21 protein-coding genes are annotated in these 20,533 nt (G+C 48.0%); 12 read left to right on the forward strand and 9 right to left on the reverse strand.

What is annotated here, in order from left to right:
- Positions 1-54 precede the first annotated feature (54 nt).
- From glgP to PPG34_RS00345, 6 genes are all read left to right on the forward strand, one after another.
- Positions 55-1,908, forward strand: coding sequence for an alpha-glucan family phosphorylase (glgP, locus tag PPG34_RS00320; RefSeq protein ID WP_313831131.1), 1,854 nt, complete (start codon positions 55-57; stop codon positions 1,906-1,908).
- Positions 1,909-2,015: 107 nt separating this feature from the next.
- Positions 2,016-2,351 carry a hypothetical protein gene (locus PPG34_RS00325; RefSeq protein WP_313831132.1) on the forward strand — a complete coding sequence of 112 codons (336 nt, stop codon included), beginning with the start codon at positions 2,016-2,018 and terminating at the stop codon, positions 2,349-2,351.
- A 172-nt stretch (positions 2,352-2,523) separates the two neighbouring features.
- A complete protein-coding gene (locus PPG34_RS00330) occupies positions 2,524-3,387 on the forward strand; it encodes a CBS domain-containing protein (RefSeq protein ID WP_313831133.1) in 864 nt (287 codons plus the stop codon).
- Positions 3,388-3,483: 96 nt separating this feature from the next.
- Positions 3,484-4,659, forward strand: coding sequence for a Na+/H+ antiporter NhaA (nhaA, locus tag PPG34_RS00335; RefSeq protein ID WP_313831134.1), 1,176 nt, complete (start codon positions 3,484-3,486; stop codon positions 4,657-4,659).
- A gap of 38 nt (positions 4,660-4,697) precedes the next feature.
- Positions 4,698-5,948, forward strand: coding sequence for a glycosyltransferase (locus PPG34_RS00340; RefSeq protein WP_313831135.1), 1,251 nt, complete (start codon positions 4,698-4,700; stop codon positions 5,946-5,948).
- 129 nt (positions 5,949-6,077) lie between these two features.
- The gene (locus PPG34_RS00345) at positions 6,078-8,567 is read left to right on the forward strand and encodes a heavy metal translocating P-type ATPase (protein ID WP_313831136.1); all 2,490 of its coding nucleotides are present in this window, start codon (positions 6,078-6,080) and stop codon (positions 8,565-8,567) included.
- Positions 8,568-8,620: 53 nt separating this feature from the next.
- Here PPG34_RS00345 and PPG34_RS00350 read toward each other — a convergent pair whose 3' ends face one another.
- The 4 genes from PPG34_RS00350 to PPG34_RS00365 are packed head-to-tail and all read right to left on the reverse strand — an operon-like array spanning position 8,621 to position 9,930.
- A complete protein-coding gene (locus tag PPG34_RS00350) occupies positions 8,621-9,016 on the reverse strand; it encodes a cupredoxin domain-containing protein (protein WP_313831137.1) in 396 nt (131 codons plus the stop codon).
- A 47-nt stretch (positions 9,017-9,063) separates the two neighbouring features.
- Positions 9,064-9,279, reverse strand: coding sequence for a GDCCVxC domain-containing (seleno)protein (locus PPG34_RS00355; RefSeq protein WP_313831138.1), 216 nt, complete (start codon positions 9,277-9,279; stop codon positions 9,064-9,066).
- A complete protein-coding gene (locus PPG34_RS00360; RefSeq protein ID WP_313831139.1) occupies positions 9,254-9,574 on the reverse strand; it encodes a cation transporter in 321 nt (106 codons plus the stop codon). The genes PPG34_RS00355 and PPG34_RS00360 overlap by 26 nt, the downstream gene beginning before the upstream one ends.
- 11 nt (positions 9,575-9,585) lie before the next feature.
- Entirely contained in the window at positions 9,586-9,930 is a 345-nt protein-coding gene (locus tag PPG34_RS00365; protein ID WP_313831140.1) for a mercuric transporter MerT family protein, read from the reverse strand.
- A 78-nt stretch (positions 9,931-10,008) separates the two neighbouring features.
- On the opposite strand from PPG34_RS00365, the gene PPG34_RS00370 reads away from it, so the two are divergent.
- Complete coding sequence (locus tag PPG34_RS00370) at positions 10,009-10,398, forward strand: MerR family transcriptional regulator (protein WP_313831141.1); 390 nt, start codon at positions 10,009-10,011, stop codon at positions 10,396-10,398.
- 360 nt (positions 10,399-10,758) lie between these two features.
- Here PPG34_RS00370 and PPG34_RS00375 read toward each other — a convergent pair whose 3' ends face one another.
- From PPG34_RS00375 to PPG34_RS00385, 3 genes are all read right to left on the reverse strand, one after another.
- On the reverse strand, positions 10,759-11,373 hold the full coding sequence (locus PPG34_RS00375) for a cation efflux transmembrane domain-containing protein (protein WP_313831142.1): 615 nt from the start codon (positions 11,371-11,373) through the stop codon (positions 10,759-10,761).
- Positions 11,374-11,474: 101 nt separating this feature from the next.
- The gene (locus PPG34_RS00380; protein ID WP_313831143.1) at positions 11,475-11,654 is read right to left on the reverse strand and encodes a hypothetical protein; all 180 of its coding nucleotides are present in this window, start codon (positions 11,652-11,654) and stop codon (positions 11,475-11,477) included.
- On the reverse strand, positions 11,651-12,079 hold the full coding sequence (locus PPG34_RS00385) for a heavy metal-responsive transcriptional regulator (RefSeq protein ID WP_313831144.1): 429 nt from the start codon (positions 12,077-12,079) through the stop codon (positions 11,651-11,653). Before PPG34_RS00385 ends, PPG34_RS00380 begins: the two co-directional genes overlap by 4 nt.
- Before the next feature lie 146 nt (positions 12,080-12,225).
- On the opposite strand from PPG34_RS00385, the gene PPG34_RS00390 reads away from it, so the two are divergent.
- Together PPG34_RS00390 and PPG34_RS00395 are read left to right on the forward strand one after the other, a co-directional pair.
- Positions 12,226-12,585 (forward strand): hypothetical protein, encoded by a 360-nt coding sequence (locus PPG34_RS00390; protein ID WP_313831145.1) that lies wholly within the window; start codon positions 12,226-12,228, stop codon positions 12,583-12,585.
- 154 nt (positions 12,586-12,739) lie between these two features.
- Positions 12,740-14,377, forward strand: a complete 1,638-nt coding sequence (locus PPG34_RS00395) for a TolC family protein (protein ID WP_313831146.1) — start codon at positions 12,740-12,742, stop codon at positions 14,375-14,377.
- Between the two features lie 227 nt (positions 14,378-14,604).
- On the opposite strand, the gene PPG34_RS00400 is transcribed toward PPG34_RS00395, so the two are convergent.
- Together PPG34_RS00400 and PPG34_RS00405 are read right to left on the reverse strand one after the other, a co-directional pair.
- Positions 14,605-14,955 (reverse strand): DUF3147 family protein, encoded by a 351-nt coding sequence (locus PPG34_RS00400; RefSeq protein WP_313831147.1) that lies wholly within the window; start codon positions 14,953-14,955, stop codon positions 14,605-14,607.
- A gap of 283 nt (positions 14,956-15,238) precedes the next feature.
- Positions 15,239-16,399, reverse strand: coding sequence for an IS30 family transposase (locus PPG34_RS00405; protein ID WP_313831148.1), 1,161 nt, complete (start codon positions 16,397-16,399; stop codon positions 15,239-15,241).
- Positions 16,400-17,281: 882 nt separating this feature from the next.
- Between PPG34_RS00405 and PPG34_RS00410 the strand changes: the two genes are divergently transcribed.
- From PPG34_RS00410 to terL, 3 genes are read left to right on the forward strand one after another with little or no spacing between them, the layout of a single operon-like run.
- A complete protein-coding gene (locus PPG34_RS00410) occupies positions 17,282-18,604 on the forward strand; it encodes a site-specific DNA-methyltransferase (RefSeq protein ID WP_313831149.1) in 1,323 nt (440 codons plus the stop codon).
- Entirely contained in the window at positions 18,597-19,082 is a 486-nt protein-coding gene (locus PPG34_RS00415; RefSeq protein ID WP_313831150.1) for a DUF5681 domain-containing protein, read from the forward strand. The genes PPG34_RS00410 and PPG34_RS00415 overlap by 8 nt, the downstream gene beginning before the upstream one ends.
- Positions 19,069-20,484 carry a phage terminase large subunit gene (gene terL, locus PPG34_RS00420; RefSeq protein ID WP_313831151.1) on the forward strand — a complete coding sequence of 472 codons (1,416 nt, stop codon included), beginning with the start codon at positions 19,069-19,071 and terminating at the stop codon, positions 20,482-20,484. The genes PPG34_RS00415 and terL overlap by 14 nt, the downstream gene beginning before the upstream one ends.
- Positions 20,485-20,533 lie beyond the last annotated feature (49 nt).

A 20,533-nucleotide genomic window follows, 5' to 3' on the forward strand; every position in this document is an offset into this window, starting at 1 on the left:
GGAATTTGAAGCGTAAAGCAAAGATTGAATGATCAGGAAAAGGAAGCACGCAATATGAATATGGTTAAGGACCTAGTTTGCGGCATGATGGTGGACGAAGAAAAAAGTCTTACGATGCTTTTTCATGAAGAGGCATTACATTTCTGTTCAGAACTTTGCCGGAATACCTTCTTAGAAGATCCGGAAAGTTTTGTGGGTCGGCTGGGGGCTTCCATCTCGGATTTTGGAAAAATCTCTCGACGAATTGCCTATTTTTCGATGGAGGTGGGCATGGAGTCCGACATGCCCATTTATAGTGGAGGTTTAGGGATCCTGGCTGGTGATACCTTAAAGTCTTGTGCAGACCTTAAAGTTCCGACGGTAGGTGTCAGCTTACTTTATACTCACGGGTATTTCGACCAGAAACTGGATGAATGGGGCAATCAGCAGGAATTGCCCATGACATGGGACCCCTCTCGCTTTGCTCGTCTTCTTCCCGTGTCGATTCAAGTGCCTATCGAGGGTCGAATGGTTGTCGTTCGTGCTTGGCAATATGACATTGTAGGTTCCAGCGGCTTTACAGTTCCCCTCATTCTTCTTGATACCAACGTGAATGGAAATTCAGTGTCTGATAGGGAGTTAACAGGATGGCTCTACGGTGGGGACGATCGGTATCGGATAGCCCAGGAAATCGTGTTGGGCGTTGGAGGAGTACGCATGCTTCGAGCGTTAGGATACACGGAACTCGAACGCTTTCATATGAATGAAGGACACGCAGCCTTTTTGATTTTAACGCTTTTGGAGGAACATGGGAGTCGGGGATCATTGGACTGGGACTTTTCGGGCATTCGCAATCAATGCATTTTTACCACCCACACACCGGTTCCTGCTGGCCACGACCGCTTTTCCTACGATCTGGTGAAGGAAGTATTAAGAGAACCCCTGCCTTTGGAACTCATTCAAATGCTTGGGGGAAACGACCAGCTGAACATGACGTCTCTTGCGTTGAACATGAGCGACTATGTCAATGGTGTTGCCAAGAGGCATGGGGAAGTGTCCCAAGAAATGTTCCCAGGTTACGCCATCGATTCTATTACCAATGGCGTGCATTCAACTACTTGGACCTGTGAGAGCTTCAAGGCTTTGTATGATCGGTACATCCCTGGGTGGATAAAGGACCCGCTTTCCCTTCGGCATGCGATCAGCCTTCCGAAACAAGAAGTATGGGATGCCCATGTGGAAGCTAAGGCGCGGCTTATTGAGGAAATCAACCGTCGAACTCAATTGTCTTTCAATACCGATGTGCTGACCCTGGGCTTCGCACGACGAGCGACGCCGTACAAACGAGCCGATCTGATCTTTTTCGATCCTGACCAGTTGGCGGACATTGCAAAGACAGTAGGACCGATTCAACTCATCTTCGGGGGCAAAGCGCATCCACGAGATGGTGGGGGCAAGGATATGATTCGACGGGTGGTCCAATTTACGCGGCAACTCAAGAACGACGTGTCAATCACCTATCTTGAGAATTACGACATCGCGTTAGCCAAACTCCTCACATCCGGGGTTGATCTCTGGCTGAACACCCCTCATCGACCCTTGGAAGCATCGGGAACCTCGGGAATGAAAGCCGTCCATAACGGGATACCCAATTTCAGTGTGTTAGACGGATGGTGGATTGAAGGCCACATCGAGGGTGTGACGGGTTGGTCCATCGGACCGACAACAGAACCTCTGGCCCAATCGAAAACAGAGGATCAAGAAGATGCTCAAGAACTGTATCAGAAATTGCGCACCGTAATCGTGCCCATGTTTTACCAGGAGCGGGACCAATGGATTGATGTAATGCGCCAATCCATAGCCTTCAACGCGTCCTTTTTTAACACGCATCGAATGGTGCAACAGTATGCAGCCAATGCTTATGTATGAATAAGATATCCCAACCATGCGCATAATAAGCTACCAACTTGCCTTAGCCCTCAAGTTGGTCGTGAATTTACAATGGGAAGGGCCATCATCTATTGAGGAGGTGCAGGATGAAGAACAGATCAAGCTGGAAAATGTTAGTGGGAGCGGTATTGGTTACCATACTGGTCGGCTGTGCGACCGTTTCTGGTCCCCCCAGCCAGCTGGTGCAACAAAACGATCATGCAGGGCTGGCCGCTTGGTACGAACAAGAAGCGGGTAATCTCCGTGCACGGGCTGAAGAAATGAGACAAATGGCCAAAAGCTACGAGCAGCGAATGAGCAAGCCAAAACAACATTCCGTGTTGGTTCAACACTGCCGCAATTTGTCGGAGAAATATTCCAAGGCGGCTGAAGAGGCTGAAGCTCTGGCGAAATTGCATACTGAACAGCAAAAGGGGCAATGAAGACTTTTTATTGCATTTAAGATCGCTGCCAATCCACTTCGACAGTCAGGTACAACAGAAGTCTGTTTAGTTTGGGCAAGCTCCTGGGGAACAAGGGGACATAGAGAGAATAAATCTTCTGAAATACAATCGATGACGGAAGCTTCATCAACCTAAACATCGAGGAACCCCCATGACAAGTTCCGGAGAAAGAGTTGAAAATTGTATGCAGCGGGATCTTGTCACGGTCAAGGATGGGACCAACCTCGTCGTAGTAGCCAAAACTATGACTGAGCAGAAAATTGGATGCGTCCTGATTCACAGAGAAGGAGGCTCTTCCCAAAATTTCAAAATGATTGGGCTGCTTTCGGAAGCTGATCTTGTTCGGAAAGGCCTGGCCCAAGGTCTATCTCTTTCGGACACCATGGTAACCCAGATCATGGCACCCACCCTGCTGACCATTCCTATTCAGTCTACTATGCTGGAGGCCAGCCATGTCATGGAGCAGTCAAGGGTTCGTCATCTTTGCGTGGCCGATGTGGCCGATGAGGACGAAATCGTTGGACTGATTTCCATTCGTGATTTGGTGAAACATTTTGTGCATGCAACGTCAGGGCCCATTCGGGATTTGGATGATGTCTATCGCCCCTTAAGTGTCCTCATGCAGACGGCGATGGAAAAAATAGACCGAGAGGAAACCTTATCAATGGCCTCCACATTGATGGCTAACAAACACATCGGCTCGTTGTTGGTGATGCAAGGGGGGAAAGTCGTGGGGATTGTGACGGAACGTGACCTGGTTCAAAAAGGAATAGCTCTCGATCACGATCCCAACCACGTCACAGTGGGTACGGTAATGAGATCCCCCCTCATTGACATCGATATCAATCGAACGGTGCATGATGCCAGTGATCTCATGGCGGAACAGGGCATTCGTCACTTACCGGTGACCGAAAACCACGCCATTGTAGGAATCCTGTCTGTCCGGGATCTCATTCGGATGATCTCGGTTCGCGACCGTCCACGGTTCTTGCGTGACAAACGAGAGCACGATTAGGGATGAATCAGGAGAGCCCCAATCAAGACACCAAATCCCTGTCGTCCAAATTATGTGAAACCAGGCCTCTCTGTTACGGGACTCTAAGGATTAGGAATGCCAAATAAAGGTCATCTGTTGCACCCTGAGCAGGCTGCTGGTCTCCTTATGATTGGGGCTATGGCGTTAGCACTGGCAGCAGCCAATTCGCCTCTTCAACCAATGTATCAAGCAATCCATCATACCCCAGTTCACGTTCGATTTGGCGCTTTAATTATTGATAAACCGCTGGCTGTATGGATCAACGAAGGGCTCATGGTCATTTTTTTTCTTTTGGTTGGACTCGAAATCAAACGTGAACTGCTCGAAGGACAACTCAGGGCTCCGGCTCTCTTTGCCCTTCCAGGCTTAGCCGCTCTGGGTGGTATGGCACTCCCTGCCGCCATTTACTCAACCATAAATTGGACTGATCCAAAGTTACTTCATGGATGGGCAATTCCTACTGCCACCGATATCGTGCTCGCCCTCGGTATCTTGTCTTTTTTCAATGCCCGAATACCTCATAGTCTCAAGGTCTTCCTCATGGCCGTTGCGGTCTTTGATGATATTGGCGCCGTCTTCATCATTGGACTTTTCTATGGTCAAGAACTGGCTTTTTTTCCTTTAACCATGGTGGCAATTGGAGGAGCAGTATTAGCGGGCCTCAACATCTTTCACATTGTTAGACCCGCCGCTTATGTATTCGTGGCATTATTTCTCTGGGTCTCGACTTTGAAAGCAGGAATTGAACCCGCTTTGGTTGGCGTGCTTATCGGACTTGCTGTCCCCTTACACGTCCCAGATCGAGCGAACTATTCTCCACTTGGTGAAACGGAAAGACAGTTACGACCTTGGGGGCTTTTTTGTGTCGTTCCCTTATTTGCCTTCTTCAACGCTGGCGTCTCTTTTTCTGGTGTCCAGCTTGAGACTCTCTTCAACAAGGCATCGGTTGGGATCATGGCAGGGTTGTTTCTTGGCAAACAACTCGGAATATTTGGGACGGCATGGATAGCGGTGAAACTGAGGCTTGCGCAACTACCTGATGACATCAAGTGGTCGCAACTCTATGGAGTAGCGTTGTTGGGGGGAATAGGCTTCACCATGAGCCTGTTTGTTTCTTCGCTGGCCTTCACCGATTCTGGCCTGATTCAATCTTCGAGATTCGCTATCCTGATAGGTTCGTCCTTATCAGCCGTAACCGGAATGGTGATCCTTTACCATTCGACCATGAAAGAAAATTATGAAAAAGGTTGATTCTTAACCAAATAAATCGATTAGAAAGGTAGTTCATCATGCTCTCGAAAGTATCTATCGGAAAACATTGCTGTGCCGCCTCCACCAATCTTGAAAACTACCGGCCCCTTGTCGGAGACGAAATTATTGATGAAATTCAAACCCTAGCCAATCAGCTTAAGGGAGTCCGGATTTGTCATTTGAATTCCACAGCCAATGGGGGAGGAGTGGCAGAACTCCTTTCTCGCTATCTCCCGCTAGTTCAGGCTCTCGGCGTCTCAGCCGAATGGCGTCTCATTCACGGGCAACCTGAATTTTTCACGGTGACGAAGGCTTTTCATAATGGGTTGCAGGGGGGCCATTATGATTTGCGAGACCCGGAGCACGATTTGTATTTAGATGCCAATGAACAAAGCGCTAAGCTTATGTCCACGGAATATGATGTCTTTATTGTCCATGATCCACAACCCGTGGCCATTCGACATTTTAGTGGACCGCGAAATGCAAAATGGATTTGGCGCTGTCACATTGATAGCTCTGCTCCCGACCCTAGTGTCAGTGCTTTTTTGACCCCATTCATTCAAGAATACGATGCGTTCATCTTTACAATGCCAGGATTTTTGCTGCCGAGTCTTCCAAAAAACAAAGCCCATTTTATCGCTCCAGCCATTGAGCCTATGGCCACGAAAAATATGGACCTTCCATTGGATGTCTGCAAACGGGCCGTTGCAGACTCCGGCATGGCTCTCACTCGTCCCATTTTGCTCCAAGTTTCCAGGTTTGACCCCTGGAAAGATCCCCTTGGAGTCATTCAAGCCTACCGATTGGTCAAAGAAGAAATTCCAGGAGTTCAACTCGCCTTAATTGGGGCTATGGCCGGAGATGACCCAGAAGGCTGGGCGCTTCTAGAAAAAGTTGAAGAGGAAGCTGCCAATGATTCGGACATTTTCATTTTCACGAATTTAGGAGGGGTCGGAAGCATGGAAGTGAACGTGTTCCAGCGAGCCTGCGATGTGGTCATTCAAAAATCCTTACGTGAAGGCTTCGGCCTCGTGGTCTCAGAAGCACTATGGAAGGAAAAACCCATAATCGCAGGAAAAACTGGTGGTATTCCCATGCAGGTTCCCAAAGGTTTTGAACATAACTTGGTGGATACCATTGAGGGTTGTGCTGAAAGAATCCTTCATCTTCTGAAGCACTCTGGAGAACGAGGCGATTATGGACGTGCAGGTCGAGAACATGTGCGGCGGAACTTTTTGTTACCTCGTTTGGTGCGAGATGAATTACAGCTCATTAATTCCTTGATTTGAAAACTTCTAAAGATTCAGAATGTAAATATTCCAACACTAAATCAATAATGGTTAGAAAAAAAATAGGTTACTCCTAAATTTTAAAAAACCAAAAGCATTAAAGGGGACTCTCCTCTCTGGTTGACTGCCATGAATCTGAATGAAGAAGGAAACCGACACAATTCATTGATCCCTTTGAATCATGCTGATGAAGGAGCTACCAAAGATCCAGTGTGTGGGATGACGGTAGATCCACGAACTTCCAAGTTGACTCAAGCCTGGAGTGGCACGGTTTTTTATTTCTGCAGCTCGCACTGTCTGGAAAATTTTCGAAGCAATCCTAACTCTTTTTTAGCTAGAGAAAATAAATCCCCGCATCCCACCTCGCCGAACCACACCCGTAATTTATTCACATGCCCCATGTGTCCTGAGGTACAGCAAGACAAGCCCGGGCCTTGCCCTTCCTGTGGCATGGCTTTAGAGCCTGCTCCTGCAACACTACAAACTTCCCACACAAAATATATGTGTCCCATGCATCCAGAGATAGTTCAGGATACCCCTGGATCCTGTCCTATTTGTGGGATGGCCTTAGAGCCTCAAACGGCTGCGATTGAAGAAGAAGTCAATCCAGAGCTGGTCGATATGCAAAAGCGCTTTTGGGTAGGCCTCGTTTTGGCAACCCCCGTTTTATTTTTTGCAATGTCCGAAATGATTCCGGGACTCAAATTAGAGAGCTTTATAAACGGAAAATTGCTTGGCTGGATTCAACTCGTATTTTCTACTCCTGTGGTGTTGTGGGCAGGGTGGCCTTTCTTCCAACGAGGGTGGGCTTCCATGGTCAATCGAAGCCTCAACATGTTTACCCTTATCGCAATCGGAACTGGCACTGCCTATGTGTATAGCGTGGTGGCAACCCTTTTGCCGGAGCTCTTTCCTGCATCATTTCGCGGCCCAAGTGGAGAAGTCGCGGTGTACTTCGAAGCGGCCGCCATCATAATTGTATTGGTCTTATTAGGCCAAGTTATGGAACTGAAAGCTCGGAGCCAGACTAGTAGCGCAATCAAAGCTCTCCTGGGCCTCGCACCAAAAACGGCACGTATAGTTTTTGAAGATGGGCGGGAAGAAGATATTCCAATCGATCAAGTACAGCTTGGAAATCATTTGAGAATCCGGCCTGGTGAAAAAATTCCAGTCGATGGCGTGGTTTTGGAAGGACAAAGCTCAGTGGATGAATCAATGATTACTGGAGAACCAATCCCTGTAGAAAAAATAAAAGGAAACAAAGTGACGGGCGGAACCGTAAATGGGACAGGTTCATTAGTCATGATGGCAGAACGAGTCGGCAGTGAAACGATGCTTGCTCAAATTGTACGAATGGTCAGCGAAGCTCAAAGAAGCCGAGCTCCCATCCAACGATTGGCAGATGTGGTCTCCAGTTATTTCGTTCCCGTGGTCCTATTAATAGCAATCCTTACCTTCATCATATGGGCTGTGTTTGGCCCAGAGCCTCGGATGACCTTTGCCCTCGTAAACGCGGTCGCTGTATTAATCATCGCGTGCCCTTGTGCATTGGGATTAGCCACGCCAATGTCCATTATGGTGGGAACGGGACGGGGTGCAACCGCAGGTGTCTTGATAAAGAACGCGGAAGCCTTGGAAATAATGGAAAAGGTTACCACTTTAGTTGTAGATAAAACAGGAACGCTGACAGAGGGAAAACCTCGCGTGACATCTCTTCTTCCCCTTAATGGATGGGATGAGAAATACCTTCTTCAACTAGGAGCCAGTTTGGAGCGAAACAGCGAGCATCCCCTAGCAGCAGCCATCCTAGCTGGTGCAAAAGAAAAGAAACTTGAATTATCCGAGGTAAGGAACTTCCGCTCTGTTACTGGAAAAGGTGTTATGGGAAAAGTGAAGAATAAGGACGTGGCTCTTGGGACTAGGCTATTCCTCGAAGGAGAAATTGGCATAGCATCAGACAAACTCAAAAAAATTAATGCCCAAGTTGATGGTCTCCGCGAGGAAGGTCAAACGGTGATGTTTGTCGCTGCTAATGATGAATTGGCAGGCTTAATTGGAGTCTCTGACCCTATAAAAGCTTCTACCCCAGAAGCTGTTCAAATGCTACATGACAACAAGGTTCGTGTGGTCATGCTGACTGGTGATAATAAAAAAACTGCACAAGTTGTGGCACGCAAACTGGGTATCGATGAAGTTATTGCTGAAGTTCTTCCAGAAAACAAAGGGCAAGAAGTCAAAAAACTGCAAAACCAAGGTCAGGTAGTAGCAATGGCGGGCGACGGAATTAATGATGCACCTGCCTTGGCCCAGGCCAACGTAGGAATAGCCATGGGCACAGGAACAGATGTAGCCATGGAAAGCGCGGGGGTTACATTAATCAAAGGAGACCTGAGAGGAATTGCACGCGCACGACGTTTAAGCCAGGCCACCATGCGGAATATCCGTCAAAACATGTTCTTCGCCTTCATATACAATAGCCTTGGAGTTCCGGTAGCTGCTGGAATCTTGTACCCAGTATTTGGAATCCTCCTTAGTCCCATCATCGCAGCAGCAGCGATGACGTTCAGTTCGGTCTCAGTAATAACCAACGCACTAAGATTGCGAACCGCTAAACTCTAATGCATCCATTCGGGGATGTTTGGGTACTACGCGTATTCCTGCGAAATTGTGCGCTAAGAAGTGGGGCTACCTTTTGGGTTGGAGCGTAGTTCGCTTTTGTTCCCTTTTACGATGATGGTTCCCCGCATAATCGGATGGAGACGGCAGAAATACGGATACGTACCGGGTTTGATATGAGAAAGGGTAAAACTTTCTCCTGGGGCTACCGCACCGGAGTCAAACATACACCCTTTTTGGTTCAGACAATCATCGTGCGTAATGGTGTGGACGGTGGCCGTTTTGTTATCCCACTGAACTGGTGATCCAGAAGGAACGTTTGCCAACACAGGAGAATAATACGGGGCAGGTTGTTCCATGGTAATGTGATAGGATCTCGGACCTTCTGCTAACACAGTCGTCCTGAAAAGGATAATCCCGCACAAAGCCACGATCGTTGAAGTCCATCGCATGCCTTCCCTCCTCAGAAGAAGGCCTCGGATTTCTCACTTTCCTATTCTCAGGTTGGTGACTGCTGAATGGGTGGGCACGGGACATCCCCATACGAACAGAACACACAACAATCACCGGCCTTCGGTCGAAGGATCGTTTGGCAACTTTGGCAGTCATAGACCACCCGGCAGGAATCAGTGGGCATCGTTTCCGTATTTTTAAATCCGCACTCCGGGCACGTAATAGTTGACTCAAGGTTAAAGTCGGACGTCTTCGTCGTCATCAGACTGATCCTCCCTATTTAAGGTCGAGGGAAATCCTGCATTGGTAGTGGCTGTAATTAAGGTTTCCACATCTACGCTTTCGTCGTCGAAGCTCACCACAGCCTTCTCTGTTTCCAGAGACACATGGGCTTCATGAACCCCCCCGACAGCCTTTAATGCCCTTCTCACCGTCAATGGACATAACGTACAAGTCATGTTTTCCACGGGAAGAGTGATGGTTTTGTCTTCTGCCAATGCGGTCCCGCTTGACGTTAACAAAACACATATTGTGAGAATGACAAAAAATCTTTTCATGAAAACGTTCCTTACAATAAAATAGCTCCAATCCATTCCACACCTAGAGCGGTTACAATGAGGAGCGTTGCTGTCCACAAAGCGACTTTGACAGCTTTATCTGACCGAGATGGGCCGCAAGTAGCACTCTCTGCACAGGTCGCTGTGGCCTTTCCGTACACCTTCCAAAATCCTGCTCCTAAGAACCCAAGGCTAATAAGAAGGAAAAAGGGTTGATACGGAGCCAAAGCGGTCAGGTAACTAATCCACGCACCACTAACACCTAAAAGCAGGAAGACAAAGGGTGCAATGCAGCATGTAGAGGCTAACACCGCTCCAATGAGGCCTCCGGTGGCGTAAATTCCTTTTCCTTTCATGATCATTTCCTCCATGTCTGCAATCATGATAAAACCTGTAGTGACTACAGGTGCAAGAGATTTTTGAGGAGGAAAATTATGTTGATTGGAACCCTTTCGCAAAAGACCGGATGCCATATTGAAACGATCCGGTACTATGAGCGGATAGGTCTTCTTCCAAAACCCTTGCGGACGGAAGGGGGACGGCGAGTTTATAACAACGAGCAAATAAAACGGTTAGGGTTTATCTGTCGGAGCCGGGAATTGGGGTTTTCATTGGATGAAATTCGGACCCTTCTCCGATTGGTTGATGGGAAAAAATATACGTGTCAAGAGGTCAAAATCATAACGGAGAACCATTTGAAAGATGTGAACAAGAAAATCACTGATCTGCGGCGGCTTCAAAAAACGCTTGCGGATATTTCTTCCCAGTGCAAAGGGGGGCAGGTTCCAGTGTGCCCTATTATTGATGTGTTATTTGAGGAATAATAAATAACACCCCCTTGGGGAAATGAGAACGATTTTCAAAGTGGGAATGATGCAAAAAGGTTCCATTCTGCAACCAATTCCTATGCTCAATGAAAACAACGGCTTCCATGTTGCACAAACCAGTTGCAAAAATATCTGATGAAAATTTAGGTCAGGTTGCCATCTCAAGACAGGTCGCTAAGCGTACATTTTCGCAGGAATACGCGTAGTACCCAATGTTGGCTCTTACCCTTTTTGAGGTGAAGCGGTCAGAAAACATTTAGAATTCAAAAAATTCCCTTTTATTCTAAATTTAATTATTTGAAGTAGCTAAGATTTGATCGTACAGCTATCCTTCCTCACACAATTAAAATGAATAAATCACGACCGAGGCATCATATTTTCCCGCTCGTAGCGAGCATCGCTTAAGATCGTAAGACCTCCTCTCAAAACGACCAGGATAATTAGAGTGCCGATCAACAAGTCAGGCATTCGAGAATCAAGAACGTATACCAAGATGCCCCCAAGAATAACGCCGGTATTCGCAATCACATCGTTCCTCGAGAAAATCCAGCTGGCACGCATATGGATTTCACCATCCCGGTGTTTTGAAATTAGGGCTAGGCATAATATATTTGCGATCAAAGCGAGGATGCTGACACTGATCATGTAGAGTGGTTCCGGCTCGCTTCCCCAGATCAAGCGGCGTATGATCTCTATGGCAACACCCAATGCCAATACGATCTGAAAAATTTCGCTCAATAATGCTGCACGTATCTTTATGCCAGTCACTTTGCCCACCGCATAAAGGCCGAGAGCGTATACGGCTGCATCCGACAGCATATCCAGAGAATCCGCAATTAGTCCAGTTGATTCTGCGATGATTCCCGTAATGATCTCTGCAACGAACATTGAAGCGTTAATTGCCAAAAGAGTCCAGAGGACACGGCTCTGCTCCCTAGATTCGAGTTTTACCGAACAATCGCAATCTGACATAGGCTACAGCATCGTTTTAGCGTGCATCGCAAGCTCACTATGCAATGAGAAAATTTTTTCACCTATTAACTAGTGGTAAAATCCTTAAACAGGGTTCCCAATCACATCTCTGCCAACTCACCTGCACGAATTTTTTTCACTAATGTGTTCCAGGCCTCTTTGTTTAGCTTCGTCAAATTCCCTTCTTCTCCAATTAAAACTTCTTCTGAACGTTGGTTGAGAACAACTTCAGGACATGCTCCACATGCTGGACATAATGAAACTCGCTTTGAGTCGCTCATCTCATGACCCTCCTTTGTTTAGGTTTACGTTGTATTTTGGGGCAAATAGCTGATCCGCTTGGTTTGAAATCCGGTGGACACTTCTGACGCATGGCACCCACGAGCTTCTTTTCGATTTCTTTCAAGTCGGCAATCTTCCGACGAAGTCCTTGAAGGCTTTGCTTGAGTGTGTGTTGCACATGGCCGCATGGACAATGTCCCCGGTCAGCCAGGTCTAAGAAGGTTTTAATATCCTTTAGCGTGAGCCCAAGGGTTTGGGCTTTCTTTATAAACATCAGACGGTCAATTATGGGGAACGCATAAGTCCGATATCCTGCTGAAGTGCGTACTGGTTGGGGAAGCAATCTTACCTCCTCATAGTATCGGATGGTTTTTATGGGTACCCCCGCCTGTTTAGCGATAGTTCCAATGAATAAAGTCTTCATATTTTTGTAGTATAAACCCTCCAGCTAAGTGGAGAGTCAAGGGCGATTTGGAAAATAATTTTCCCGAGGGTTTCGACATAGATTGAATTGGACTCCTTCATTTTTCCTTGCGGAAGCAGCGTTGCGGGAATATAATGAAAAACAATATGAGAAACTCACGAAGAATTTTAATAGTGTTTCTTGTTGGTCTCTTTCTTTCCCTCAGCTTCAATGCCTATGCTTGCCTTGTTCCGATTTATGGCGGCATGAAAGTGAGCCACGGGAGTGATTGCACCACCCCGGGGGAAGAACCAGCTTCGCAATTTTGTCAGGGGTTTAAATCCCTCGCGGTCCAATCCGGACCGGATATTTCCTCTCCAGACATTCCAAATTTGGTACTTGCTGAGAAAGTTCCTTTTTTCTTTCCCGGTTTTGTTACGAGTAGTCAATTCTTCCCCATAGCTACAAGAGGGCAAGTTGTGCCCCCGAAGGATACTCTTGTCCTCAATTCAGTTTTTCGTATTTGATACCCTCCTCGTTTTCCCTTCACACCCCTAATTGTTTGAGTTAACAGATTACAAGCCAATCTTTCTGTTGTATCAGGAAAGATTTTCGAGGCTAGGTTTCTCTTTTCCCCAGTTTTTCAAGGTGGAGAAGAGCTGGGTCGGATTGGAGCATCATATGAAACTAGTACAAAGAATTTGCTGGAAGTGTTTGTTGCTCAGCACCTTTTTTCTTGGACTGTCTTGGCCCATCTCGGCAGGGGCTCAGATTTCAAGCAACGAGATCATACAACTTGGTCCACTCATTCAAGAGGCGCTTCAAAACAATCCGGAATTGGTAGCGGAACAAGCCCTGGTTGAAGCGATGATTGAGCGGGTTCCGCAAAGCAAATCTTTGGAGGATCCCGAATTAACTCTTCGCCTATGGAATACACCAAACTCATTGGATGTGACACGGTCGGACAGAACCATCATTGGACTCGGCCAACAATTTCCTTATCCCGGTACCTTATCTCAGCAGGAACACATTGCTGAGAAAGTGGTGGAACAAGCTGAACAACGCTTGGCGGGGAAGAAACGCGAAATTATTGCGGCAGTGAAGGTAGCTTACTATGAATTGTTTTATGCCCACCAAGCCATTGAGATTCATCATCAGGAGGCCAAGCGTCTCAAGCAATTTTTTGATGCGGCGACAGCCAAATTCCGTGTTGGCAAAGGGACCCAAGTGGATGTATTAAAAGCTCAAGTCGAACAGTCGAAGTGGTTTCAGCACCTTCCAATTCTTGAACAGCAAAAGCAGACAGCTCGGGCGCACCTCAACACGATGTTAAATCGTGATGCTGAGGCTTCGTTGGGGGTCCCCCTCGAACCGATGAGTGAGCCAAAGCCCCTTTCATGGGAGCATCTTCAAAACCAAGCTGTTCAGCAGCGGCCGGAAATCCTCGAAGCTGGGTTGGCAGTGCAGCAATTCGATTCCACGATCAAACTGGCAGAACTCCAAACCTATCCCCACCTTCGCGTGGAGGCGCAGCGCTGGCTGAACCGCAATGAAGAAGATGGATTCGGCGGCATTGTGTCCATCAACCTTCCGTTTGCCTTTTGGACGAAGCCCAAAATTGAAGTGGAGTTATTAAAAGTTCAAAAAGAAATGACGAGCGCTCACAATGCTGTTTTTGTAGCGAGGGCGTCCTTAAACTCCCTCACAGGAAAGCCTTTGGAAACACAATTTAAGATTCAAGGAAGCTTTAAATCATGGTCCGAAGATATGAATCTCAATACCCTGATCACACAAGCCCTTCACCAACATCCCACCCGAGAGAAATTTCAGAAACTCCTCGCGCAAGCCCAACAACGTCTTAGGGAAGAAAAACTCACACGGGTTCCCAATGTCACTCTCAGCGGCTCCTATGAACGCGATGCGGGACGTGAGTCCTTCTTAGGAGGGCTGACCGTGCCTCTTCCCCTTTGGTATCAGCGTGAGGGAGAAATTGCTAATGCGTTAGGCACACAACATGAAATCGAAGCAGATCTTTTAAAATGGAAAAACGACACCATGAAAGAAGTGACTCAGAACTTCCATCAGTCACAGGCTAATGCGGCGCAAATCAATACCTATAAAAAAGGCCTTCTCAAACAAGCAGAAGAAGCCGTACGAATTGCCCGAGTCAGTTTTCAATATGGCCAAGCGAGTCTTCTGGAAATGCTAGATGCGCAACGTGTTCTATGGCACACCATCCTGGAGTACACAAAAGCTCAATACGACCTTTCAATTGCCCTTACGGAACTTGAGCGGTCAATAGGTGGGGAAATCTTGTGATCTTTATATAATTAGGGTACTACGCGTATTCTGGAGAAATTGTACGCTTAGAAACGGATCTAGAGATGGAGCCCAGACCCAATTTTTATCGGATCTTTCTGCAACTGGGTTGTGCAACAACGAACCTGTTGTTTTCATTGAAGAGTAAAGTCAGTTGCAATAAGGATCAGTTTTGCAACATCTCTTTATTTTCCAGGGGTAGCTCGACCCCTTTGTTAGAAGGAAGCTTACAGTTTGACTCCAAAGTGATCGAGCACGGTGACCATTAGCCAATAGCAGAGAACCGTTAAACTGATACTCATTGCCATGCTCAGATAAAAATTTACTCCAGCTTTGAGCAATAACGGTAACACAAGAAATAGTGGCAAGGAGGCTAATACGAGCCAAAAGATACTGTTGGAGAGTGCGGTGATTTTTAAAGCGTCTCGTGTATCGATATACAGCCACATCATCGCAAGGACCGAAACAAGTGGTGCAGAGGCCAAAATCGCACCAATGAATGAACTGCGTTTCGATATTTCGGATATGAGAACAATCAGGAGCGTGGTGATGATGAGCTTTATAATGTAATAGGACAAGGTAAAATTCCTTTAAAAAATAGAGTCTACCAAAAACAGGAAACCCTTACCGTACATTTTCACACCAAAACGCGTAGCACCCTAACCACCAAAGTTTGGATTCCTGAATTCTCCATTGGCCTCTCAATTATTGCTTTTACGAAAACCAAAAATTGGAAAACCTACAAAATCAATAGGTTACACAGAAAAAGGCCCATTGGATTTTTGGTTTTCAGAGAATAAAGGCAAAAGCAAAAATAGAAAACCAAGCTGGGACAAACTGCATGTCCGCTTTGTGGTGAGTTCAACCGGTCGCTGCAACACAGGCATGGAATTTCTCTGCTGGTGTTTCGTAGTCTAAAGTTTTTCTCGGGCGTTCGTTCAATTGCCGAGCCACTGTATTCAGCTGGGCTTGCGTGTGTCTGGATAAGTCGGTTCCCTTGGGAAGGTACTGCCTGAGCAGTCGGTTCGTATTCTCATTGGATCCCCGTTGCCACGGACTCTTCGGATCACAAAAGTATACGGCAATATCCGTGGCAAGGGTGAAATGCTGATGCTTCGCCATCTCGGTGCCTCGGTCCCAGGTCAACGATTGATACAGTTCGGTGGGGAGGCGCTGGGCATGCTTAATGAGGGCCGCCGCCACGGTTTCCGCATCCTTCTTTTCTATTTTGGCCAACATGACATACCGCGAATGGCGCTCAACTAACGTCGCAATATAACTGTTGTGGGTTCCGCCAATGAGGTCGCCTTCCCAATGCCCAGGGACCGCACGATCTTCGACCGAGGCGGGCCGGTCCTTAATCGAGACGGCATTGGTGATTTTCCCCAATCCTTGGCGCTTCAGACTCGCATGCTTCGATCGGCGAATGGCTCGTTGGGTTCGGAGACAGGCCTGCAGTTCCTTTTTCAAGACGCCTCTCGCCTGAATATACAGACTGCGATAGATGGTTTCGTGGGACACGCGTTCGTGTTCTCGATCAGGATGTTGTCTCTTCAACCACCCAGCGATTTGCTGGGGGGACCACTGCTGTTGCAGTTTGGCCGCAACCACTTTTGCTAAAGAGCGACGGCGAGCAAGCTTGCAGCGTTTGGGTCGGTGAGCGCGATCCCAGGCGGCTTGATCTGCTGCCGAAGCTCGATAGCTATCATACCCCCCATTGCGAGTGAGTTCACGACTAATCGTTGAGGGCGATCGTTTGATCTGAAGAGCAATGCCGCGAATAGATTGCTTCCTGGCGACCCCACGGGAAATCTCTTCGCGTTCCGACAAGCTCAGGGCGAATCGTGACCGCTTTCTCGTGGGAGGGCGAATTCCCCCGCTCGACGCAAGAATAGGATAAATCGAGGAGGACTCTCTCTCAAAGAGGCGGCCAATTGAACTCATGGATTCGCCATGCTGCCATCGATCCCAAATGTCCGCTCGCTGTTCAGCACTAAAGTAAATGCGGGTTCGGTGTTTCATCGTCACACTCCATCTCTAGAAGATAAGATAAAGTGTTGCGTTGATCAATTGAACTCACCGTCGGTAGCGGTCGGAGAACGAAAACTCTGCGATGACGTCAAACGAATTGTTATATTACTAGACCGCCTCCAAATGACTAGTCTTTCCTCGATGCTGTCTTAAATCACGCTATGTAACAGAATATCGTAGTCGATTACATTAAGATCAAAGGAGAAAGGAGTCCAGCCCAATTCCCAGAAATAGATCTAAAACAGGTTTTTTCCCGAACAGGGTCTTGGCGAGAACCACCCAAGTCGTTGAGAAAGGTTGTGGGTCGTAGAGGGATCGAAGCCGTGGCCTGCGCTGATTAAGTGTTAGTCGAAGGATTAAATAGTTGAGTAAAGGACTCGATCCACCGTATGGAAGTGCCCCATTGCGCAATTCAATAGTCTGTGTTATACATTAAGTATAATTAAATAAGTAGCTTGTGCTGATGGACCAATCTCTAGTCCTGGACGAACCAGGAACTGCCATCAGCCAGTGAGGGCGTGATGCCCGGAGGAGCTCATACCAATCGATTGATCGAATCAATCGGGCGGTAGGGACAAGCTTGTCCGGCGTCGCGTCTTTTTTTGTCTTTTCAGGCGAGGCTCCCCGGTTCCAAAAGGAGTTTCGCCATGCACTACGTTCAGTTCACTCTTCTTCATCCTCATCCCCTCGACACGTGCGTTTCTTCGCTGTCGTTCCTGCTCCTCGTGTCGATCTCTCTTTGCTCATTCTCCTTCTTGGGACCGCCTTCAGTTCTTCATTTATTCATTATTCATTCCGGCTGCCCATCCATGCAGGTCAATAAGACCCTCATGTGGATGGGGCTCAGCCACAAGCAGGAGAAAGGAAATTATCATGAAACACTGTCTGCGTGACATACACATCAATCATCAGCTTATTGAGGCCCTCCATCCCTATTCTCGCAATCCACGAACGCATAGCAAGAAACAAATCCAGAAACTTGTTGATAGCATCCGGACCTTTGGATTCACGAATCCTATTCTTATTGATGCAACTAAGCGAGTCATCGCTGGCCATGGGCGACTCGCAGCCGCGAAACTTCTTGGATTGGAAACCGTTCCGACGATCTGTCTGGAGTATCTGACCGAGGAGCAGGTTCGAGCCTATGTAATCGCCGACAATCGTTTGGCCGAATTGGCTGGTTGGGATAGGGAGCTCTTAGCCCTTGAACTTCAATATTTAGACGAGTTGGAAATCGACTTCGATCTCACCATTACCGGATTCGACACGTCAGAAATTGACGTGATGATCGAGGGTCTTGATCCCGTGGGCAACGATGACGAGGCGAATGAGATTCCCGCTATGGATACCGCCTTGCCGCCGGTTAGTCGAGAAGGTGATCTGTTTCTGTTAGGCCCTCATCGCTTGTTGTGTGGTGATGCGAGACACAAAGAATCCTATCAGCAGTTGATGGGATCACATCCGGCACACATGGTCTTTGTTGATCCGCCCTACAACGTGCCCATGGCCGGGCATGCCGTGGGTCTTGGCTCTATCCAGCATCACGACTTCGCTATGGCTGCTGGCGAAATGTCTGAAGGCGAGTTCACGGCATTTCTTCAAGCGCTGTTTAGTCATCTGACGGCCTTCAGTCAGGATGGTGCCATCCACTTTATCTGTATGGATTGGCGGCATCTGTATGAATTGCTCACCGCAGCTCGGTCCGCGTACCACGAAATCAAGAATCTGGTTGTGTGGAACAAAAGTAATGGAGGCATGGGTTCGTTCTATCGGTCCAAACATGAACTGATTCTTGTCGCAAAGAATGGGCCACAACCACATATCAACAACTTTGAATTGGGCCAGCAGGGTCGCTACCGCACAAACGTCTGGGACTATGCCGGAGTCAATGCCTTTCGCGAAGGGCGGCTCGAGGAACTTTCCATGCACCCCACAGTGAAGCCCGTGGCCCTAGTCGCTGATGCTATCAAAGATTGTTCGCATCGAAATGGGATCATCCTGGATTGTTGTGCGGGGAGTGGCACGACCCTGATGGCCGCGGAACAAACCGGTCGCAAGGCGTATGTCATGGAGCTAGATCCAAGGTACGTCGATACCGCCATCCTGCGCTGGCAGTCCTACACCGGATACGAGGCGTTTCATGCCAAGACTGGGCAGACCTTCGAGGAACGACGAAAGGAGGTGGGCCATGAATGAGAATCCTGAACACAGCATTCCTGATTATAGAGATAGTGATCACGATGCCTCGATAGAAGATCCGTCAATAGTAGACTATGAGGTGGGATACAAAAAGCCACCGAAGTCTACGCAATTTCAGAGAGGGCAATCCGGCAACCCGCAAGGCCGTCCCAAGGGCACTAAAAATTTTAAAACAGATCTTCAGGAGGAACTCCTCGAACAGATTCGCGTGACGGAAGGCGGAAGGACCGTGGTGTTGTCGAAACAGCGCGCGATGCTCAAGCGTACGGTCGAGTTGTCCTTGAAAGGCGATATCCGAGCGACCTCCCTGTTAATCCGCTTAATCTCGGTTCATTTGGTGCTGGACGAACAGGAGGAGAACCCTACCCCGTTGAGTCAGGAAGATCGTGCGATTTTAGAGCGATTCTTTGCGGGACGCGGGGCAAGGGAACAGGAGACGTCAACACAACAGGGAGGTCGCCATGATGTCGGATGATGAGAAGAGAGTATTTCATGCGCTTCTGCGTGCGGATTTGGAAGCCTTCATTGCCAAGGCTTTTCAGATTGTCTCACCGGGGGACGTCTTTTTATCGAATTGGCATATTACCGTCATTGCTGATTTTTTGATGCGAGTCTATCGCGGTGAGATCACGCGGTTACTAATTACCATGCCGCCGCGCAGTCTGAAGTCCATCTGTGTGTCGATCGCGTTTGTGGCGTGGCTCTTAGGCAAAGATCCCACGAAACGCATCATCAATGTAAGCTATGGGTACGAACTGGCCTCTAAGCTGGCGCGGGATACCCGCGCAGTCATGGAGAGTGAGTTTTACCGCCAGGTGTTTCCATGGACGCAGCTGATGCGTAATGCCGAGCTGGATCTGGAAACCACGCAAAAGGGGATTCGGTATGCCACGTCGGTGGGAGGCTCGCTCACGGGACGTGGTGGCAACCTACTCATTATTGATGACCCGGCGAAACCGCAGGACATGTTATCCAAAGTGAAACGAGATACGCTGAAGCAATGGTATGACGGGACCCTCTACTCCCGACTGGATAACAAAGTCGAAGGAGCCATCATTCATGTGATGCAACGATTACATGTCGATGATTTGGTCGCTCATGTGTTAGGGAAAGAACGCTGGGTGCATCTCAACTTACCCGCCATTGCTGAATTCCCTCAATCCTTTACGTTGTCAGATGGACGCATTTGGAAACGAAAACCAGGTTCCCTTCTGCACCCGGAACGTGAATCGATGGAGGTGCTTGAGGCGATCCAATCCATGATCGGGAGTTATAACTTTTCCGCTCAATATCAGCAGCAACCCGTGCCTGAAGACGGCAACCTCATCAAGTGGAAGTGGTTTCAACGATACGATACGCCACCGGCCTTTGAGCGGGGGGATAAAATTGTCCAGTCGTGGGACACGGCGTCGAAAGCGGCGGAGCTTGCGGATTACTCCGTGTGTACGACCTGGCATCAGAAGGGTGATGATTACTATCTTCTGGAGGTCTTGCGACTGCGCTTGGATTATCCAGATCTTCGAAAAATGGTGATTTCTCATGCCCAGAAGTTTTTTACGCACACGCTTTTGATTGAAGATACGGCGTCTGGGATGGCTCTCATTCAAGACATTCGAGATATGCGGATTGATAACTTCCCACGGCCCATTGGCATTAAGCCGCAAGGAGAAAAAGTAATGCGGCTCTCGAATCATTCGGCCACGATTGAAGCGGGTCATGTGCATCTGCCTCAGAAAGCGTCCTGGCTTGAAGAATTTAAAGCCGAGTTTTTAGCCTTTCCGCAAGCTCACTACGATGACCAAGTGGATAGTGTGTCGCAATTTCTCACGTGGCAGGTGGAACGGCGTCGTCACTATATTGCTCAGGGGGACTTTTAGAGGGTAATGAGAGAAATTCGCCCTAACGAGCCAGGAAAGGGGAATTCTG

It is taken from the genome of Candidatus Nitronereus thalassa (genome assembly GCF_032191465.1).
Lineage (GTDB): Bacteria > Nitrospirota > Nitrospiria > Nitrospirales > UBA8639 > Nitronereus > Nitronereus thalassa.

Excerpts from the sequence above, each read along its gene's own strand:
- PPG34_RS00345 (WP_313831136.1), top strand. The coding sequence starts at position 6,078 with ATGAATCTGAATGAAGAAGGAAACCGACACAATTCATTGATCCCTTTG.
- PPG34_RS00340 (WP_313831135.1), top strand. The coding sequence starts at position 4,698 with ATGCTCTCGAAAGTATCTATCGGAAAACATTGCTGTGCCGCCTCCACC.
- PPG34_RS00410 (WP_313831149.1), top strand. The coding sequence starts at position 17,282 with ATGAAACACTGTCTGCGTGACATACACATCAATCATCAGCTTATTGAG.
- PPG34_RS00415 (WP_313831150.1), top strand. The coding sequence starts at position 18,597 with ATGAATGAGAATCCTGAACACAGCATTCCTGATTATAGAGATAGTGAT.
- PPG34_RS00385 (WP_313831144.1), bottom strand. The coding sequence starts at position 12,079 with ATGAAGACTTTATTCATTGGAACTATCGCTAAACAGGCGGGGGTACCC.
- PPG34_RS00380 (WP_313831143.1), bottom strand. The coding sequence starts at position 11,654 with ATGAGCGACTCAAAGCGAGTTTCATTATGTCCAGCATGTGGAGCATGT.
- nhaA (WP_313831134.1), top strand. The coding sequence starts at position 3,484 with ATGCCAAATAAAGGTCATCTGTTGCACCCTGAGCAGGCTGCTGGTCTC.
- PPG34_RS00350 (WP_313831137.1), bottom strand. The coding sequence starts at position 9,016 with ATGCGATGGACTTCAACGATCGTGGCTTTGTGCGGGATTATCCTTTTC.
- PPG34_RS00395 (WP_313831146.1), top strand. The coding sequence starts at position 12,740 with ATGAAACTAGTACAAAGAATTTGCTGGAAGTGTTTGTTGCTCAGCACC.
- PPG34_RS00330 (WP_313831133.1), top strand. The coding sequence starts at position 2,524 with ATGACAAGTTCCGGAGAAAGAGTTGAAAATTGTATGCAGCGGGATCTT.
- PPG34_RS00405 (WP_313831148.1), bottom strand. The coding sequence starts at position 16,399 with ATGAAACACCGAACCCGCATTTACTTTAGTGCTGAACAGCGAGCGGAC.
- PPG34_RS00370 (WP_313831141.1), top strand. The coding sequence starts at position 10,009 with ATGTTGATTGGAACCCTTTCGCAAAAGACCGGATGCCATATTGAAACG.
- PPG34_RS00375 (WP_313831142.1), bottom strand. The coding sequence starts at position 11,373 with ATGTCAGATTGCGATTGTTCGGTAAAACTCGAATCTAGGGAGCAGAGC.
- PPG34_RS00360 (WP_313831139.1), bottom strand. The coding sequence starts at position 9,574 with ATGAAAAGATTTTTTGTCATTCTCACAATATGTGTTTTGTTAACGTCA.
- PPG34_RS00355 (WP_313831138.1), bottom strand. The coding sequence starts at position 9,279 with ATGACGACGAAGACGTCCGACTTTAACCTTGAGTCAACTATTACGTGC.
- terL (WP_313831151.1), top strand. The coding sequence starts at position 19,069 with ATGATGTCGGATGATGAGAAGAGAGTATTTCATGCGCTTCTGCGTGCG.
- PPG34_RS00365 (WP_313831140.1), bottom strand. The coding sequence starts at position 9,930 with ATGAAAGGAAAAGGAATTTACGCCACCGGAGGCCTCATTGGAGCGGTG.
- PPG34_RS00390 (WP_313831145.1), top strand. The coding sequence starts at position 12,226 with ATGAGAAACTCACGAAGAATTTTAATAGTGTTTCTTGTTGGTCTCTTT.
- PPG34_RS00325 (WP_313831132.1), top strand. The coding sequence starts at position 2,016 with ATGAAGAACAGATCAAGCTGGAAAATGTTAGTGGGAGCGGTATTGGTT.
- glgP (WP_313831131.1), top strand. The coding sequence starts at position 55 with ATGAATATGGTTAAGGACCTAGTTTGCGGCATGATGGTGGACGAAGAA.